This is a genomic window from Blautia sp. HCP28S3_G10 (assembly GCF_052065235.1).
GTDB lineage: Bacteria > Bacillota > Clostridia > Lachnospirales > Lachnospiraceae > Blautia_A.
On sequence record NZ_JBQHUL010000007.1, the window covers coordinates 1 to 15770 of the forward strand.

Genomic DNA, 15770 nt, shown 5'->3' on the forward strand with positions numbered 1-15770 from the left:
CTCATATATCCACACTTAGTGGGTAAACAAGGGAGAAAAGGATGGGAGTATCCCTTCCGAAATCCAACTTAATTTTTTTAAAAAAATGTCTTGACAAATGGGTTCACTTTATAACTTTATTGAAAAATATAGTAGGGATTATGAGATCATTGATGCAGAAAAATATGGATTAAAAGAAATATCCGCTTGTTGTGTTGATTATTTTAACGCACCATTATTTTATGAATTTAGTGTTTTGTATAGAGATGCACTGGATAATGTAAGAAAACATCCTACTTCTATGAGAAGATATATGGGTGTTGTAGAGTATTAATACGGTATGTTGAACCTTTCACCTTCACCCAACCAGAGTCCCGGCACTTGCTTTATCACTTTAAATCGTGTATTATTTCTCGATAATGTCGGAAAATCCTTGATTTCACGGCAGTTCACGGTATGATAGAGTAAAAGAAAATGGAATTTTATGACATTTTTGTGACAAATGCCAAAGAAATTCATAAAATACCGAGATCAGACATATTGATTTACAGAAACGCATATGCTATAATGCCAATAGGCAAAAAAGATATGACGATGTTCCATGTGAACAAAGAACGAACCCCCGTATGTACCACCAATACATGCGAGGGTTCTTCTCTTTTTATTTCAGTGGTTGAGCATCCACTAGGCTATTCGTTGTCCTTGTTATGACTGTCTAACCATTTGCAAATGAGATGGCAAGTCACACCTGCCGCAACAGCCACCAAAAAAGATATGACTATTTCCATGTGTTCACCTCCTCCCGTTGCCGGGCATCAGTCGGTCATTTTTTGCGGACAGTTCATACATGCTATCCTTTTCTGTTCTCTGCTCCTGCGTTTGCTCTCGTTTGATTTCTCCCTCCGTATCTTCTTGGCACAAGCAGGACAATACCTTGATGCACCAGAGCCCGGGACATATTCAACGCCGCACACCGTACAATTTTTAGCGGGCATTGCTGCCCACCGTTTTGTAGGTATGATATGTAATTCATCGACAAAGCCGATGAATTTATAGTAAATCTTGATTTCCTGCTTCACTGTTCCGTCTGCCATCTTCTCACGCTCCGAAACAAGTATCTTGTCTATGAGTGCGTTTATAACTGTTGCATCCAGTTCTTTTAAGCCTTGATAATTTCGGATAAGGGCGAGGAAGTCACGGATTCCCCGTGATTTCTCGTAGCTTTCATTAAGAGTTTCCGTCACCTCTTTCAGCCTTGCTTCAATTTCAAGCTGCTCTTTCTGGTATTTCCCCGACATCATCTCAAAATTCCGCTCGGTAATACGCTCCATGACCTTATCCTCGTAGAGAGAGGAAAACAGCCTGTCCAGTTCCGCAAGGCGTTTGTTCAGCTTCTTACGTTCTTTCTCTAATGCTTTCGCCCTGCTCTGGTCTGTTTCCGTGAGCCGCTTTTCTATGGCCCTGACCGCCTTTTCATCATTCACTGCCATATCCGCAAAACAGTTGATGTCGGCAAGAACGGCATTGAATAAATCCCTTGCTTCTATATTGTGGGCACTACACTCGCTTCTTCCGTTTCTTGCATAATTATTACATGAATACTGTACACAGTCGATAATCTCTGGGCGTTTCCTCCTGTGTACGTTCATTGCCCGCAGAGCACATCCGCAGTCCACACACTTGATAACGCCTGCAAAAATATTTACAAATCCTCCCTTGTTCTGTGGAAGCCTACGACTTGTAATAAGCTGTTGGACAATATCAAATTCCTCCTGCGTGACTATTCCCTCATGGGTATTGGGTATCACTTCCCATTCTTCGGGCAGCTTAGAGGGGCGTTTCTTGCTTTTCATATTGGCGGCAATCCGTTTGTAGCCTACAAGATTTCCCGCATATATCGGGCTTCTTAAAATGCTCCTCACGCTGTTCCCACTCCAAATATAGCGTTTGTCCTCGTTCCCCTCAAAATGACGTTCAAAGCCTGTTTCGCCACGCTCCGCCGCATAAGCGGCAGGGCGTAGGATATGCTGTTTATTAAGATGTCTGCAAATTTTGGCAACTCCATTCCCTTTTAATGCAAGGTCGAATATCTCTTTTACAACATGTGCCACTTTATCATCTATCAGCAGATGGTTGTGGTCGGCAGGGTCTTTGATATAGCCATAAGGGGCGGTAGTTCCCATGAATTTCCCCTGTTGAAACCTCGCCCGATATGCCGATTTTATCTTAACAGATATGTCAGCGGCATACATTTCGTTTAAAATGTTGCGGAAAGGCGTGATGTCCATAGCAGATTTATTCAAGGTATCTACGCCGTCATTGACCGCTATATACCTCACGTTATGCTCTGGGAAGAAAACTTCCAGATATAACCCACAATCAAGATAGTTTCTCCCCAGACGGGATAAATCTTTCGTAATCACGCAGTTTATCAGACCGCTTTCAATGTCTTTTATCATATTCTGGAAACTTGGTCTTTGGAAATTTGTACCAGAATAACCATCGTCCACATACGTTTTTGCTATGTGCCATCCCTGCTTTTTCACATAATCCGTGAGGATGGATTTCTGTGTCGCAATGCTCGCACTCTCGTTATCCGTACCATCGTCTTTAGATAAGCGGCAATAAATGCCGACTAAATAGATTTTCTTTTCTTCTTTGATTCCTGCCATACTGTAAAACCTCCGTATCTGTCCTATCTGTTTTCATGTCCCATTGCGTACATTCTAAGCGGACAGCCCCTCATTGTCGAAGGTGTCGCCCTCGGCAATCTTCTTCCGAATATCCTCGGAGATAATCGGGACAAACGCTTCTGTAACGGTCTGTGTGCCGACATATTCACGGCTGATTATCATCTGCACTGGTGCTTTTGGCACGATACGCTTTCTCTTTTTATCTGCTTTCTTATCCTCGCCCATACTTAAATCTTCCTTTCCAGACAGGGCAGGGAAGAGTTTGGAAATGTCCCCGCCCTGCCAATCAGATACCATTAATCCTCGCTGTTTAATTCTTTCTGTAATGCTTTAAGGAGTGCCGCCGCTTCATCAGCGTTCAGCGTGATTCCCTTGCCGCACTTTTCACGGTTCGGGGAAAAGCTGCGGATGTCATACTTCGGCTCTTTCCCATTCCATGAAATGAGATTGATTTCCTTTGTGTAGCCACTGTCGCCCGTAGACAATACTGCGATTTCCTTTACGATTTCATACTGGATTTCTCTCATTCTCCATACCTCAACTCTCTGTATTTACTTCCCGAAAAAAGAAGATTAGCGGCTGTCACGGTTGCGTTTCCTCTGCAACTCACGCTCCAAAAGTTTGATGATGGTTTCCTCCATCTGCTTCGGCGTTGTGTTCTTCGGAAAGTATTTTTTCAGCTTGCTTGTGTTGATTTTCAAGGTTTCTTTCTGGTTGCCCTTTTCCTCCGTCATAATCGCAAATATCGTATCCATGTCAAGCCGCCCGCTCTGGCTTAACTGTTTCATCCGCTGTGCCTGTGAGAGTGAGGGCGTTGCTTCTTCGCTCTCCATCGTGGCAAAGAGGTTTTCCTGCTCGTCTTTCTTCAAGAAGGACAGTTCCACCGCAGGCGTGAGGGCGATTTTCCCCTCGTCCACCATCTGCAAAATCGGCGGTATCAGTTCCGTCAGGCGGATAAAACGCTGCACGGTCATCCTGCCCACGCCGAAGCCCTGTGCCACCTTGTCGTCCGTCCGCAACTTCGTCACAACTTGTGACGAGGTTAAGTCTGTGCGGAAACCCTGCCGCTTCATGGCTTCGGATTTCATCTTGTAAGCAAACGCCCGCTCCGATGGCAGGATATTCTCACGCTGCAAATTGCTGTCTACAAGGGTGATGATGGCTCGGTCACGGTCTAAGGGCAGGACAAACGCAGGCACGGTATTTATCCCTGCAAGTTCAGAAGCACGGACACGCCGCTGTCCTGCAATCACTTCATAACCGTCCCCGTCCTCTTTCGGGCGTGTGATTATCGGCGTGACAATGCCAAATTCCTTGATGCTTTCCGCTAACTCTGACAGTGTTTCATCTTCTGCCACATGAAACGGATTGTCGGGGAACGGGTACAAGTCTTTGGTCTTTAACACCTTAAAATCCTGTTTCTTCATTCACATATCTACCTTTCTTTCGCTCTGCTTCTATGATTTTTCTGCAATTCTTCCAACACTTCGGGCGGTATTTTTGACAGCAGCCGCCCCATCTGCTCGTTGGTTCTCTGCAATTCAAATATCTTCTGATTCGCTTTCTGCACCTTTAGTTCCTGCTCGTACTTTTCATCACGCATACGCCCCGCATAGTCTGATTCCTGCCCAATTCTCTCTTTCAAACTGTCGATATACGCCTGCTGTTTCCCGATTTCCTTAGAGAATTTCTCCACGTCTGGCAGCCATGCAGAGAGTAAATCTAACGCTTTATCCCTTTTCTTCCCTGCGTTAAAGGCGTTGATGTCGGATAGGGCAGACACGATTTCTTCATACTGTTTATCAAGCCTGCCGCCTAATTTATAGAGCCATGTGGGGACGTGTTTCCGCTTGGTTTCCATTGAGGACTGCCCCCGTTCAAGCTGATTCCACCGTGAGGACATCCGCTCATGGTAGGCGGTCTGCCACTCGGATAATGATTTCTGGTTGCCTAAGATAGCTTTCGCTGACAGCTTATTGTCTGGCGTAATCGGCACAAAGCAGAGGTGCATATGGGGCGTTCTCTCGTCCATATGGACGACAGCGGAGAGGATATTCTGCTTTCCAACACGCTCCGAAATGAAGTCAAGAGCCGTCTGGAAATACGCTTTTTGTTCTTCGGGCGGTAACTGGTTCATAAATTCTGGTGAAGCTGTGATGAGCGTTTCCACCATCATCACGCTGTCTTTCCTTGTCCTGCACCCCGCTTCGGCTACCATGCGGTTAATCTCTTTCTTGTAGGTGTACTTTGGTGGTGCTATGAGATGGTAATTGTTTTTAGAGCGTTCCATATCTATATCTGGGTTGCTTTTGTAGGCTTCTTTCTTCCGCTCGTTGTGGCGTTCACAAGCCGCAACGCCGCCCGCTTTTCGTTTCTGGAAACGCAGGATTGCATAAGGCATAGGCGGATTCCTCCTTTCTTTCGGCGGGTGACCGTCCTTTGGGGTGACAGCGGTGACGGTGGTGACAGCAGTTTTGGGATACCCCCTGCCGACTGCCGCAACTGTCACCCTCACCCCCTGCATGACGGTCATGTCGATGATGACGGTGTTTTTGGGATACCCCCCTCGCAAGAGCCGTCACCGTCATGCCGCCATTCTTTTATCCGAAGCCGTAAGGCGTAGGATAGCAGGGCACAGCCCTGCCTTAAGGGAGTCCAGAGGGAACGTCTGGCACACGACTTTGCAGGGCAAAGTGTAGTGTGTTACACCCTGTAAACGCAGTCGGAAAAATCGGAATGATTTTTCTGACCGCAGGGGTGGTTTTACACGACCGAAAAGGGCGAGTAAATCTCACGCCTGCATTTTGCGTTTACGGGGTGTTCTCCCGTAGGGATGACAGCGGCAGGGTATCCTAAAATCACTGTCACCACCGTCACTGCTGTCACCCGCAGGGCAGAGCCGCCAGCTTTACATGGCTTTAAGCGTCAATGACAGTAACAGGGGGGTATCCTAATATCGCTGTCACCACCATCACCGCTGTCACCCGCCCTCCTTGCAAGGGCAATCCGCCTGCCGTCTTTCCTGCGGCTGTACTGGTAGCAGATACGGTTCTCGCTTAAAAATGTGGTGCGGTATTCATTCAGCCATTTCGTAATCACCGTGGGTATGGTTTCCGTTTCCCCCATAGCGGCTAACAGTTCCGTTGCCGTGCCTATCCATTCTTCCTTATCCCTCATAAAATCCACCAACCGAAAAAGGACATCTGGTATCGTTTCTTTCGCAAGCTGCTCCTGCGTTTTCCGCTCCACAAGCTCCCAACGGCAATCACGGAAACGCAGCGTGTATTCCTGATAAGGCGTGTCCCTGCCCGTCACATACAGCTTGGCGGTGTCAGACGCACGTTTCTCCTTTTCCAGAACAAAGGTAGCGTCCGCACTCCCCGTTAATCCTGTCGTCCCAGACACCTTGTTGAACACGTCGCTGTCATTCTGCTTTCGGATGTGGTGTACGACAATGACCGCCAGAGAGTGCCTGTCGGCAAAGTCTTTGATGAGGGAGATGTCCCCATAGTCGCTTGCATAGGCATTGTCTTTTGAAGCTGTACGGACTTTCTGCAAGGTATCAATGACAATGAGCCTGCTGTCTGGGTAATCTTTCAGATAATCTTCAAGCTGCACGATAAGACCGTCTGACAGCTTGCAGCTTGCCACGGCAAAGTGGAGCCGCCCGCTTGCTTCGTCCGTCAAACGAAATAACCTGTCCTGTATGCGGCAGAACGTGTCCTCAAGGCAGAGGTAAAGCACATCGCCCTCCATTGTCGGCATATCCCATAAAGGGATTCCCTGCGACACGCATAAGCATAGCTTCAGCATGAGCCAGCTTTTGCCTATCTTCTGTGAGCCGCAGAACAGCGATAAGCCTGTCGGGATAAGGCTGTCCACCACAAAGGATGGTTTCTCAAGCGGTTCATAAAGGAGCGTTTCGGCGTTGACTGTCTGTAACTTCTGCATGGCTTTCCTCCTTTCGGGCGGTGTCTTTGTTTTCGTTGCACATAGGCGTTGACCTCCTTAAAAATAGATTTACTCCCACGGAAAAAAGTGAGAGTATGTAATGCCGCCAATCCCACACAAATAAAAAACAGATTTCTTTTTCGGGCGGTGTCGGTCACGGTTGGAGATATTTCTTCAATTTCCGCCTTTACTTTCTCCTTTGCAATCGCAACAGATTTCTGTATTGCCGAAGCGGTGCAATGCTCCATAGCGGCGATTTGGTAAAAATTGAACTCATACTCGTAGTAGAGCAGGAAACGCCGCCTTTGTATCTCTGGAAGGCTCCCAACCGCCTTATAGAGCGTTTCATTCCGTTCTTCCTCAACCATGCGTTCATCAAGGCTCTTAGGCACACGCAACGCCCGTCTGTAAAGGGTTTCGTCCCATACCTCGTTAAACTCCCTGTGCCGCTCGTCCCATTAGAAAAGATTCCTGTTCCTGCGCTCCATCTGCCGAAACTCCATAAAGAACTGTTCCGACACTTCCAACTCGTGGGATTTGCCCTGCCCGTCCTTAAAGCTGATAAAATACCTTGTGCCGCTTTCCGTGGATTCCTCCCGAAGCGTGTATGCCTTAACCCTGTATGCCATCCTGTTGTCCTCCTGCAAAAAATGAGTGAGGGGATTTCCATCCCTCACCCAGTAGCCCGCAGGATGGCAGGCTGTTTTAGAAGCTATAAAATTTTCCGCAGCTTCTTCCGCAGATGGTCTAACCTCGCATAGATGGCACCAGTCGTCAAATGCACAAGCGGGGCAATCTCCTTTGTGGAATACCCCTGCATTTTCAGCAGGACGATTTTCAAGGTACGCCCGTCCACCGTGACTAATACTTGATAGAGATTTTCGCTCTCAATCTCTTCCAGTAACTCCGCAACCGTACCCACTTCCGCCTGCCGCTCCCTGCCTGCCATGTCCTCAAGATATTCCGCAACGTCATTCGTCCATCGGTAAAACCGCCTGTTGGAATTGAAGTCTGCCCTGTCCGCCATGCGTATCTGCTCAATGGTCGCTTCATCAACGCCGCACTCACGCAGCAGCTTTTCCTCCGCTTCTTTCCAGATACGCCATTTCCTGTCCTCCCGTCCGTGGTTGTATGCCATTCTTACTTCCTCCAATCAGAATTGATTGAGAGGGCAGAGAAAAGCCCCCTCATCTTCCCAAAGGAAAAAACAAGGGGGCTGAACGCCTTAAATTTTAATTTTCTATTATCTTTCTTAGTTTTATTAGGATTCTGGCTTTGCGTTTGTTTACAACGCTCTGGGTTATGCCCAACCTCGCCCCGACTTCACGCTCGGAAAGTCCGTCAAAAAAGATTGCCTGTATCAGCTCCTGTTCACTATCCGACAGCAAAGGCAGGGCGGCTTTCAGCCTGTCCACCATGACCGCATTGACAACGGTTTCTGCAATGTCCACCGCTTCATCAGTGATAAAGTCCAGAGGATTCCCCTCGCTGTCCGTAAATCCGTCGAGAGATAGCAGTCTATTCTTTGTATCTAATTTTTGCAGATAACGCCACCGTTCCTTGTCACGGTAGAAGTCTGTGTATTGCTCCCTCACGACTTCAAGCAGACAGCCTTGAATGGGGATAAACAGCTTGTCCATATAGGTCTGGTCGGATTCCCTGCAACGGCAGAACTCCGTGTAGGATAATTCCACATAGCCGCCACTTTCTCTGATATATACCTTTCTTGGTGCATATTTCACCATAAATACCTCCCATCTGAATTTTTGAAATGTAAAAAATCCAGATGGAGAGGCGGAGAACGACACCGCATATCAGAAACAGCCCTACGGCACTTTCCAACAAAAATCGACAAAAGAAAAACCGCAAAGGCTCAGTGACCTTTACGGTTATAGGAAATAGTAATTCTATTGTATGGAGATTGTACTTCTACTTTCAAGGTGAGAAGTACCGTTGCACTGGCAGAAATTTTTTTAACTGGTTTCCTGCCGTTCTCTGATATGCTATGTATTGATAAATTTTGCTTCGTATGAGCAGATAGATAACTGCCCGAAAAAAGGACATAAAAAAATCCCTCCAAATTTAAAAACAAATTCAGAGGGTAATTTAGGGTATAACAAAATAACCCACCCGAATATCGTTTTTTTTATTTGGTGAGTTTGTTCTTTCAAATACGAAACAAAAAGAGCCGATGATTCGTGAATTGTTCCACAATTTCATCGGCTCTGCGTCTTAAGCGTCTGGCTCTTTGATGACAGTTATCTTCAAGTTGTCAACTTTAATCAATCTTTCTTGTCTGCATTTTGGACAATAAAGGGGATAATTCTCCAAAACAGTGTCCTTCCTAATTTTATTACGGGTTTTGCTCCCACAAACAGGACACAATATCCATTCGCATTTCATCATAATTAGTCTCTAATCCTTTCAAATCTCATTTTATATGACTTTTGCAAGCTGTTAAGCTAACTTGTGGAACATATGCCGAACCTTATCTATACGGCTATTCGGGCGGCGGGGTTGGCAAATAAATTTACCAATAGCTGGCTGGTATCCTTTTAACTCTGTCAAGCAGACTCCCTGCCCATTTGTGAAATAAGTTAAATCGTTCCTGTATTCTTGAATACATCTAGCAGGGATTTCTCCTTTCAGAATGACCTCGTCATTCTTTATCTGAGTACTTACAATATCTGCACAATACCTTGGAGCATCATGATACGCCCGTGAGAGATATTCCTGCGGTGCATAAATTTCAAAGTGGAGATATGGCTCTAATAGTTCTGTCCCTGCTTTTTTTAAAGCCTGCTCCAATACGATAGGGGAAAGCAGCCGAAAGTCTGCGGGGGTACTTACAGGACTATAATACAATCCATATTCAAAACAGATTTTACAGTCTGTCACTTTCCATCCATACAGCCCCTGCTCGCAGCCATAAAGAACCCCCTCCATAACCGCATTTTGGAACGATTGATTTAAATATCCAAGTGAAACTCTGCTTTCATACTGCACTCCGCTTCCAATAGGGAGCGGCTCTATGGACAACCCGACAGAAGCCCAGAAAGGATTTGGCGGGACTTCTATGTGGATGGTATATTCTGCTTTTCTAAGCGGTCTTTCCATATATATAACAGTAGGCTCTTTTATTTCTGCCTCCACATGATATTTTTCCTCAAGGATGGCACAAATGACTTCCATCTGCACATTCCCCAAAAAAGATAACATAATCTCATGTGTAACAGTATCAATGTCAAAATGCAAAAGAGGGTCTGTATCAGCAATCTCTGCGAGGGCATTTAACAGGGCTTCCCTTTGCTCCGGCTTTTGCGGCTCTACCGTTGTCCGAAGTAATGGCATGGGATTATCAATCCATGTTTTGTGAGGCAGGAGTTTTTCATTTCCCAGAATGTCGTTCAGTTTCAAAGTATCATCAGCTAAAATAACAATTTCTCCCGGACAGGCATGGTCAGCCGGGACGATTTCACCGTTTGTCGGAACACACATCTCTGTGATTTTTATTTTCTCTTTTTCAGATATTCTAATAACATCCCTCAAATGCAATGTTCCGCTATATATACGCACATAAACAAAACGCCGCCTTTTCTCTGAATATTCAATCTTAAAAACCTGCCCGCATAGTTCAGATTGACCTTCAGGCGTTGATGAATAAAATTTACTGGCAATTACTTCTATAAGCTGCCGAATCCCCAGATTGTTTTTAGCGCTTCCGTGATAAACGGGAAATAACGTTCCGTTTTGGAATCTCCTGTTTTCTTCCTGTTCCAGTTCTGACATTTTAAACGGTTTCCCTGACATATATTTCTCTAATAGTTCATCGTTTCCCATAATTACCGCATCCCACTGTTCCATATCGTCATTGTCCGTTACATTTATATGGGGATGCTGCCCAACCTTTTGCTTCACTATAATTTCCGAAGAAAGCTTTGCTTTCATTTCCCGATATACCATTGGCAAATCAATCCCCTCTTGGTCAATTTTATTGATGAAAAAAATTGTCGGAATCTTCATTATCTGTAGTGCATGAAACAGTATACGGGTCTGTGCCTGTATGCCATCCTTTGCAGAAACTAATAATACTGCTCCGTCTAATACGGATAAAGAACGGTATACTTCCGCCAAAAAATCCATATGGCCTGGCGTATCTATAATGTTGACTTTTACATCCTCCCACTGAAAAGATGTCACTGCTGTCTGGATAGTGATTCCCCTTTGACGCTCCAAATTCATTGTATCTGTCCTTGTTGTGCCTTCATCTACGCTCCCTAGTTCTGCAATTGCACCACTGGTATACAATAAACTTTCCGTTAATGTTGTCTTTCCTGCGTCAACGTGAGCCAGAATGCCTAAGTTAATTATTTTCATGTGATTTTCCTCCTATCAACACCCAAAAAAGGGCATAAAAATACCCAGTGATAAATACTCCTATCACTGGGTAAATAACTCCAATAGCCCCAAAACACTTATATGTTTTCGGGCATATAAAATTACATGATAAAAGTATTCTTAAACTGGGTACAAAAAACTAAGCCCCATATTAAAAGTGAAACGGGACTGCTACTTTTTGTTCCCACTATCAAATTGACAGTTTATTTAAGAATACCTTGCCGCATATTTATTAACTCCTTGTATAATACTGAATCTAATTATATTCCTTAACCCTTTATTTGTCAAGCTGACAAACTAAAGCAGAAAAAGCGGCAGGATTTCCCCCTGCCACTAATCATCTGTTTATGCAAAAATAATTTCCTTTTCCACAATCTCCCTCGCACAAGCCCTTATGTTATTGAGGCATCCTGTCCATTCTAAGGCGTTTTCTGCCTTTAGCTGTTCCGTTATGCCCTGTGCCTGTTTCATACCCTCTATGAGCCTTTCAAAGCGTTCCTGTGCCTGTCTGTTGATGTCGGCAAGGTAGGCGTTTAGCCTGCCGCTTGTAAGAAGATTGGTGTATGTAACTTTACGGTACTGTTTTAGATAATCTAAATGCCGTTGCCCCCAGATGCCTATTGCCTGTTCTTCTTCGGCGGGTACAGTTAAGCACGGTATCAAATAATCCCCTTGCCTTTCGTATTTGCCGCCCAGTTCCTCAAATAATGATTTTGCCATTGTCTGTTACCTCCACATTCTTTTTTATTTTGAATGTCCGCAAAATCCGTCCTACATCGGTTGGACAACATGATTAGTATAGCATGCTTTAGAACAAAATGGAACATGTATAAATGACTACCCGGTACAAAATTAAGAAAATCTGGTGCAAATTTGAAAAATATTTTTTCGGTCAATTTAAAGAATCCACAATTTGCTGACGTGAAGTTTAATTCACCTTTGCTAAAAGATATCATCGCAGAAGCAAAGCCAGCACTTGCAGTACTTGACCCTGTCCAGAGCTTTGTTCCCGATAATGTCAATATGTCACAGAGAAACAAGATGCGTTCGTGCTTAAATCCGTTGATAGCATTAGGCGAGGAATTTGGCACAACATTTTTAATAATTTGCCATACAAATAAAAGAATGGGCGCATACGGGCGAAAAAGAATATCAGATTCTTCTGACATTTGGGATATTGCCAGATCAGTGTTAATTGTTGGGAACGTGCCTGGAAGTAGTCAACAGTATTTGAGCCATCCCCTACTATTAGGGTGTGGCTTTTTAAATATAATTTTATGACAAATTTTATGACAAATGAAAGAAAATAGATGAAACCAGACGAAATATAAAAATTGCTCAGAAATCTGCAAACCATTGATTTTAAAGGCTTTTTGGCACTTGACGAAACATGATAAAACACAGCCTTGCTTTATCACTTTAAATCGTGTATAATAACACCATCTATAACGTATCACAGGAAGGAAATGGGATTATGTCAAAACATATCACAGGACACACAGGTTTATTATGTTTATTAGGAAGCCCCGTCGCACACAGCGTTTCTCCTGAAATGCATAATGAAGCATGCGATCAGCTGGGACTGGATTATACTTATCTGGCATTCGATGTGCCGGAAGAAAAAATGCCTGAGGCAGTAGAAGGACTTCGCATACTGGGAGCAAGAGGCTGGAACATTACCATGCCAGGCAAAAATATCATGTGCAAACTTGCAGATAAAGTTTCACCTGCATCCGAGATCTCCGGAGCATGCAATACTATTGTAAATGATAACGGTGTACTGACAGCATATACAACAGACGGTGTCGGATTTATGCGTGCAGTCAAAGAAGACGGCGTGGATATTATCGGAAAGAAAATGACACTTCTGGGAGCTGGTGGAGCTGCAACAGCAATCCTCGTACAGGCAGCACTGGATGGAGTAGCAGAGATTAACGTATTTAATGTAAAAGATGCTTTCTATAAAAGAGCAGAGGATATTGTGGCGAAACTCAACGAACGCACAGACTGCAAAGTAACACTTCATGACTTTTCCGATCCGGAAGTACTCCGTGCATCCATTGCAGACAGCACAATCCTCGTAAACGGAACATCTGTAGGAATGGCACCGAAGACAGACAACACTATCATCACAGACACGTCCATGTTCCACAAAGATCTGTTTGTATTTGATGTGATCTACAATCCACAGGAAACCAGACTTCTTCGTGAGGCAAGAGAAGCAGGATGCAAAACCGGAAACGGAATGTACATGCTTCTGTATCAGGGAGCAGCTTCTTTCAAACTCTGGACAGGTGAAGATATGCCGGTAGAGATCATCAAAGAAAAATACTTCGCATAAAAAAGGAACTGAAAAATGTGGATTCTGGATCAAACGATCAGAGTCCGCATTTCTTTTTGGTTAAAATAATCCCTTATGTATTGCCGCAGCGCCTGTTCAGGGGCATTCTGAATCCAGCCCTTTCTGTGCACAAAGGCAACTTTGCGCCTGATAGGTGGCTGCATGGAATAATATTTGATATTCTGGTGATCAGCAGCACAGGTTTTTGCAATAAATGCAATGCCAATCCCCATTTCTACCATCGAACGTATTGTGATAATACTGTTTGTTTCACACATGGTTCTGGGCTGGAAATGAATACCAGAAAAAATTTTATCCGAAAGGACGCGAAGAGTGGAAGCTTTTTTGGACAGGATAAAATTGTCATCTTTGAAAATCCGGGCAAACTCATCCCATGTAATCGGGTTATGATCATTTTCGACAGCATAAGGATGCGTTGCCGGAATACTAAGGAGCACTTCTTCCTGTCCGATCAGTTCAAGTTGATTTTTATCAAAAGCAGAGACGTCATTAAGTGCGATAACCGCACAGTCGATACTTTCTTCCAGAATCATTTTCTGTATAGTAGGAAGATTAGTTTCAGAAATTTCTATAGTTACACCGGGAAATTCTTTTTTATATTCCGGAATAAGGGTAGTAAGCATTTTTAAGCCAAAAAGAGAGGTAATACCAATCGTGATATGACTTTTGTTATTCAGACTGCGCATCTGATAATAAAGGTCATTTTTTATGTCTATGACTTTTTCAGCAGCCTGCACATAAAGCTTTCCCGCATCAGTTAGCTCAAGTTTTCCTTTGGCACGTATAAAAAGTGGAACGCCGATATCCTGCTCAAGTTTTGCCAGATACTGACTGAGAGAAGACTGAGATATATACAATTCTTCGGCAGCTTTTGTAATGTTCTGTTTTCGGGCTATAGTCAGTATATAGTCCAGGGGCTTCTGGACGATGCACCGAAGATCAAAGACGGATATCTGGAAGTACCGGATCGTCCGGGACTTGGTGTTACACTTAATATGGACAGAGTTATGGAAGCAAATAAACTGTATAATCAGATGCCTTCTCATGACAGAAATGATGCAATGGCAATGCAGTATCTGATTCCAAACTGGAAGTACGATTCAAAGAAACCCTGCCTGGTTCGTTAAGCTGCATAGGAGGAAAGAGTTATGAGTTATACAGCACTTGTGGGATTTGTAATGATGATCCTCATTACAGTCCTCTTACTGAAAAAGAAAGTCAGTACATTATTTGCATTTACCATTATACCGAGAAGCAGGTCTTTTTGATACGATTGTTGAATTTTTGCTGAAAAAGACAAAACTCAGCGTTACCATTATCTGCGTTATCACTGTTCTGGTTTCACTGGTAACTGAAATTGATGGAAGTGTAACATCTACATATCTGGTTACTGTACCGATGCTGCTTCCTCTTTACAAAAAGATGAAGATCGATCCGAAGGTTCTGCTTCTTCTGTGTTCGGCAACCATGTGCGCACTTTTTGTAACACCGTGGAACGGACGTACACTCCGGGCAGCTACACTGTTGGAGGGTATTGACAATCCGCAGAATTATATTTTTACAAAAATGCTTCCGCTGATGATTTTCTATATTGGCTTATGTATTGTTCTTGCTGTGATCATGGCAAGAATACAGATTAAAAAAGGCGCAGGACTTGTTGACGGAGAAATAAATCTGGATGATATGATGGTCAGTGATTCTGAACTGAGACGTCCGAAATTATTCTGGTTCAATCTTCTTCTCACAGTTGCACTGATCGTTGGACTGAGCGTTATCCCATGTCCGGATTACTTTGTATTTGCACTTGGACTTATCATTGCACTGGCTGTAAACTATCCGGATCTGAAACTTCAGGGAGAACTCCTGAAAAAATATTCAAAAGAAATGTATTCTACAGCATGCGCAGTATTCCTTTCTGGTGTTGTTGTAGGTGTTCTTTCTGAAAGCGGTATGATGGATGCAATGGTTCAGTTCCTGATCAATATCATTCCGGGATTCATGGGTCCATGGCTGTACCTTATTATGGCAGCTTTAAGTGCACCACTGATGCTGATATTTACAAACGATATCTGGCAGTATGCACTGGTTCCTATTGTTGCCGGTGTCAGTGCCAAATATGGTGTTCCGAATGAAGTTGTTGTACTGACACTTCTGATGAATATGGGAGCCATGGTATCTCCTGTTGCGCAGCCACAGATCTATCTTGCCTGTGATCTGGCTGACGGAACAGAACTGGCAGATTATGTGAAGTTTTCATTTGTTCCTCTGTGGATACTTACGATCGTGTGGATTGTAGCAGGTTACGCAATAGGTATCTTCAGATAAATTTCATAGGTATCATTTTTCTTTCTATATTAAAGGGACCGCGTCATATTATGATGCGGCTT

General features: G+C 44.1%; 16 protein-coding genes and 2 pseudogenes. 5 read left to right on the forward strand and 13 right to left on the reverse strand.

The genetic code is table 11. The features are described 5' to 3' along the window. Nucleotides 1–97: 97 nt before the first annotated feature. A complete protein-coding gene (locus ACTNB8_RS04725; RefSeq protein ID WP_441052733.1) occupies nucleotides 98–313 on the forward strand; it encodes a hypothetical protein in 216 nt (71 codons plus the stop codon). Nucleotides 314–794: 481 nt separating this feature from the next. Here the strand turns inward: ACTNB8_RS04725 and ACTNB8_RS04730 are convergent, their stop codons facing one another. The 12 genes and pseudogenes from ACTNB8_RS04730 to ACTNB8_RS04785 form a co-directional block, all read right to left on the reverse strand. Then, entirely contained in the window at nucleotides 795–2651 is a 1857-nt protein-coding gene (locus ACTNB8_RS04730; protein WP_001820670.1) for a recombinase family protein, read from the reverse strand. A gap of 54 nt (nucleotides 2652–2705) precedes the next feature. Beyond that, nucleotides 2706–2897: a hypothetical protein gene (locus ACTNB8_RS04735; RefSeq protein ID WP_001820669.1), complete on the reverse strand. Its 192-nt coding sequence runs from the start codon at nucleotides 2895–2897 to the stop codon at nucleotides 2706–2708. 71 nt (nucleotides 2898–2968) lie between these two features. Continuing rightward, complete coding sequence (locus tag ACTNB8_RS04740) at nucleotides 2969–3199, reverse strand: YdbC family protein (RefSeq protein ID WP_001206986.1); 231 nt, start codon at nucleotides 3197–3199, stop codon at nucleotides 2969–2971. Between the two features lie 45 nt (nucleotides 3200–3244). Beyond that, entirely contained in the window at nucleotides 3245–4099 is an 855-nt protein-coding gene (locus tag ACTNB8_RS04745; RefSeq protein ID WP_000743700.1) for a ParB/RepB/Spo0J family partition protein, read from the reverse strand. Nucleotides 4100–4107: 8 nt separating this feature from the next. Continuing rightward, entirely contained in the window at nucleotides 4108–5073 is a 966-nt protein-coding gene (gene mobV / locus ACTNB8_RS04750) for a MobV family relaxase (RefSeq protein WP_001820668.1), read from the reverse strand. A gap of 517 nt (nucleotides 5074–5590) precedes the next feature. Then, nucleotides 5591–6623: pseudogene (locus tag ACTNB8_RS04755) on the reverse strand (AAA family ATPase). A gap of 154 nt (nucleotides 6624–6777) precedes the next feature. After that, nucleotides 6778–7252 (reverse strand): annotated as a pseudogene (locus ACTNB8_RS04760) (RNA polymerase sigma factor). Between the two features lie 83 nt (nucleotides 7253–7335). After that, nucleotides 7336–7761 (reverse strand): sigma-70 family RNA polymerase sigma factor, encoded by a 426-nt coding sequence (locus tag ACTNB8_RS04765; protein WP_000323895.1) that lies wholly within the window; start codon nucleotides 7759–7761, stop codon nucleotides 7336–7338. A gap of 94 nt (nucleotides 7762–7855) precedes the next feature. After that, complete coding sequence (locus tag ACTNB8_RS04770) at nucleotides 7856–8365, reverse strand: sigma-70 family RNA polymerase sigma factor (RefSeq protein ID WP_105116765.1); 510 nt, start codon at nucleotides 8363–8365, stop codon at nucleotides 7856–7858. A 490-nt stretch (nucleotides 8366–8855) separates the two neighbouring features. Further along, nucleotides 8856–9029: a cysteine-rich KTR domain-containing protein gene (locus tag ACTNB8_RS04775; RefSeq protein WP_002779755.1), complete on the reverse strand. Its 174-nt coding sequence runs from the start codon at nucleotides 9027–9029 to the stop codon at nucleotides 8856–8858. Between the two features lie 51 nt (nucleotides 9030–9080). Continuing rightward, nucleotides 9081–11000 (reverse strand): tetracycline resistance ribosomal protection protein Tet(O), encoded by a 1920-nt coding sequence (gene tet(O), locus ACTNB8_RS04780; RefSeq protein ID WP_006427719.1) that lies wholly within the window; start codon nucleotides 10998–11000, stop codon nucleotides 9081–9083. A 366-nt stretch (nucleotides 11001–11366) separates the two neighbouring features. Next, a complete protein-coding gene (locus ACTNB8_RS04785) occupies nucleotides 11367–11741 on the reverse strand; it encodes a TnpV protein (protein WP_001129922.1) in 375 nt (124 codons plus the stop codon). Between the two features lie 153 nt (nucleotides 11742–11894). Between ACTNB8_RS04785 and ACTNB8_RS04790 the strand changes: the two genes are divergently transcribed. Together ACTNB8_RS04790 and aroE are read left to right on the forward strand one after the other, a co-directional pair. Beyond that, the gene (locus ACTNB8_RS04790; RefSeq protein WP_441052735.1) at nucleotides 11895–12302 is read left to right on the forward strand and encodes a hypothetical protein; all 408 of its coding nucleotides are present in this window, start codon (nucleotides 11895–11897) and stop codon (nucleotides 12300–12302) included. 193 nt (nucleotides 12303–12495) lie between these two features. Next, a complete protein-coding gene (aroE, locus tag ACTNB8_RS04795) occupies nucleotides 12496–13362 on the forward strand; it encodes a shikimate dehydrogenase (protein WP_441052737.1) in 867 nt (288 codons plus the stop codon). A 29-nt stretch (nucleotides 13363–13391) separates the two neighbouring features. On the opposite strand, the gene ACTNB8_RS04800 is transcribed toward aroE, so the two are convergent. Continuing rightward, the gene (locus ACTNB8_RS04800; protein ID WP_441052738.1) at nucleotides 13392–14240 is read right to left on the reverse strand and encodes a LysR family transcriptional regulator; all 849 of its coding nucleotides are present in this window, start codon (nucleotides 14238–14240) and stop codon (nucleotides 13392–13394) included. Nucleotides 14241–14378: 138 nt separating this feature from the next. Between ACTNB8_RS04800 and ACTNB8_RS04805 the strand changes: the two genes are divergently transcribed. After that, entirely contained in the window at nucleotides 14379–14510 is a 132-nt protein-coding gene (locus ACTNB8_RS04805) for a hypothetical protein (protein ID WP_441052740.1), read from the forward strand. A gap of 103 nt (nucleotides 14511–14613) precedes the next feature. Next, a complete protein-coding gene (locus ACTNB8_RS04810) occupies nucleotides 14614–15708 on the forward strand; it encodes an SLC13 family permease (RefSeq protein WP_441052742.1) in 1095 nt (364 codons plus the stop codon). Nucleotides 15709–15770: the final 62 nt, after the last annotated feature.

Coding starts and splice junctions, on each gene's coding strand:
- ACTNB8_RS04725 (WP_441052733.1), top strand. CDS start 98: ATGGGTTCACTTTATAACTTTATTGAAAAATATAGTAGGGATTATGAG.
- ACTNB8_RS04730 (WP_001820670.1), bottom strand. CDS start 2,651: ATGGCAGGAATCAAAGAAGAAAAGAAAATCTATTTAGTCGGCATTTAT.
- ACTNB8_RS04735 (WP_001820669.1), bottom strand. CDS start 2,897: ATGGGCGAGGATAAGAAAGCAGATAAAAAGAGAAAGCGTATCGTGCCA.
- ACTNB8_RS04740 (WP_001206986.1), bottom strand. CDS start 3,199: ATGAGAGAAATCCAGTATGAAATCGTAAAGGAAATCGCAGTATTGTCT.
- ACTNB8_RS04745 (WP_000743700.1), bottom strand. CDS start 4,099: ATGAAGAAACAGGATTTTAAGGTGTTAAAGACCAAAGACTTGTACCCG.
- mobV (WP_001820668.1), bottom strand. CDS start 5,073: ATGCCTTATGCAATCCTGCGTTTCCAGAAACGAAAAGCGGGCGGCGTT.
- ACTNB8_RS04765 (WP_000323895.1), bottom strand. CDS start 7,761: ATGGCATACAACCACGGACGGGAGGACAGGAAATGGCGTATCTGGAAA.
- ACTNB8_RS04775 (WP_002779755.1), bottom strand. CDS start 9,029: ATGATGAAATGCGAATGGATATTGTGTCCTGTTTGTGGGAGCAAAACC.
- ACTNB8_RS04785 (WP_001129922.1), bottom strand. CDS start 11,741: ATGGCAAAATCATTATTTGAGGAACTGGGCGGCAAATACGAAAGGCAA.
- aroE (WP_441052737.1), top strand. CDS start 12,496: ATGTCAAAACATATCACAGGACACACAGGTTTATTATGTTTATTAGGA.
- ACTNB8_RS04805 (WP_441052740.1), top strand. CDS start 14,379: ATGGACAGAGTTATGGAAGCAAATAAACTGTATAATCAGATGCCTTCT.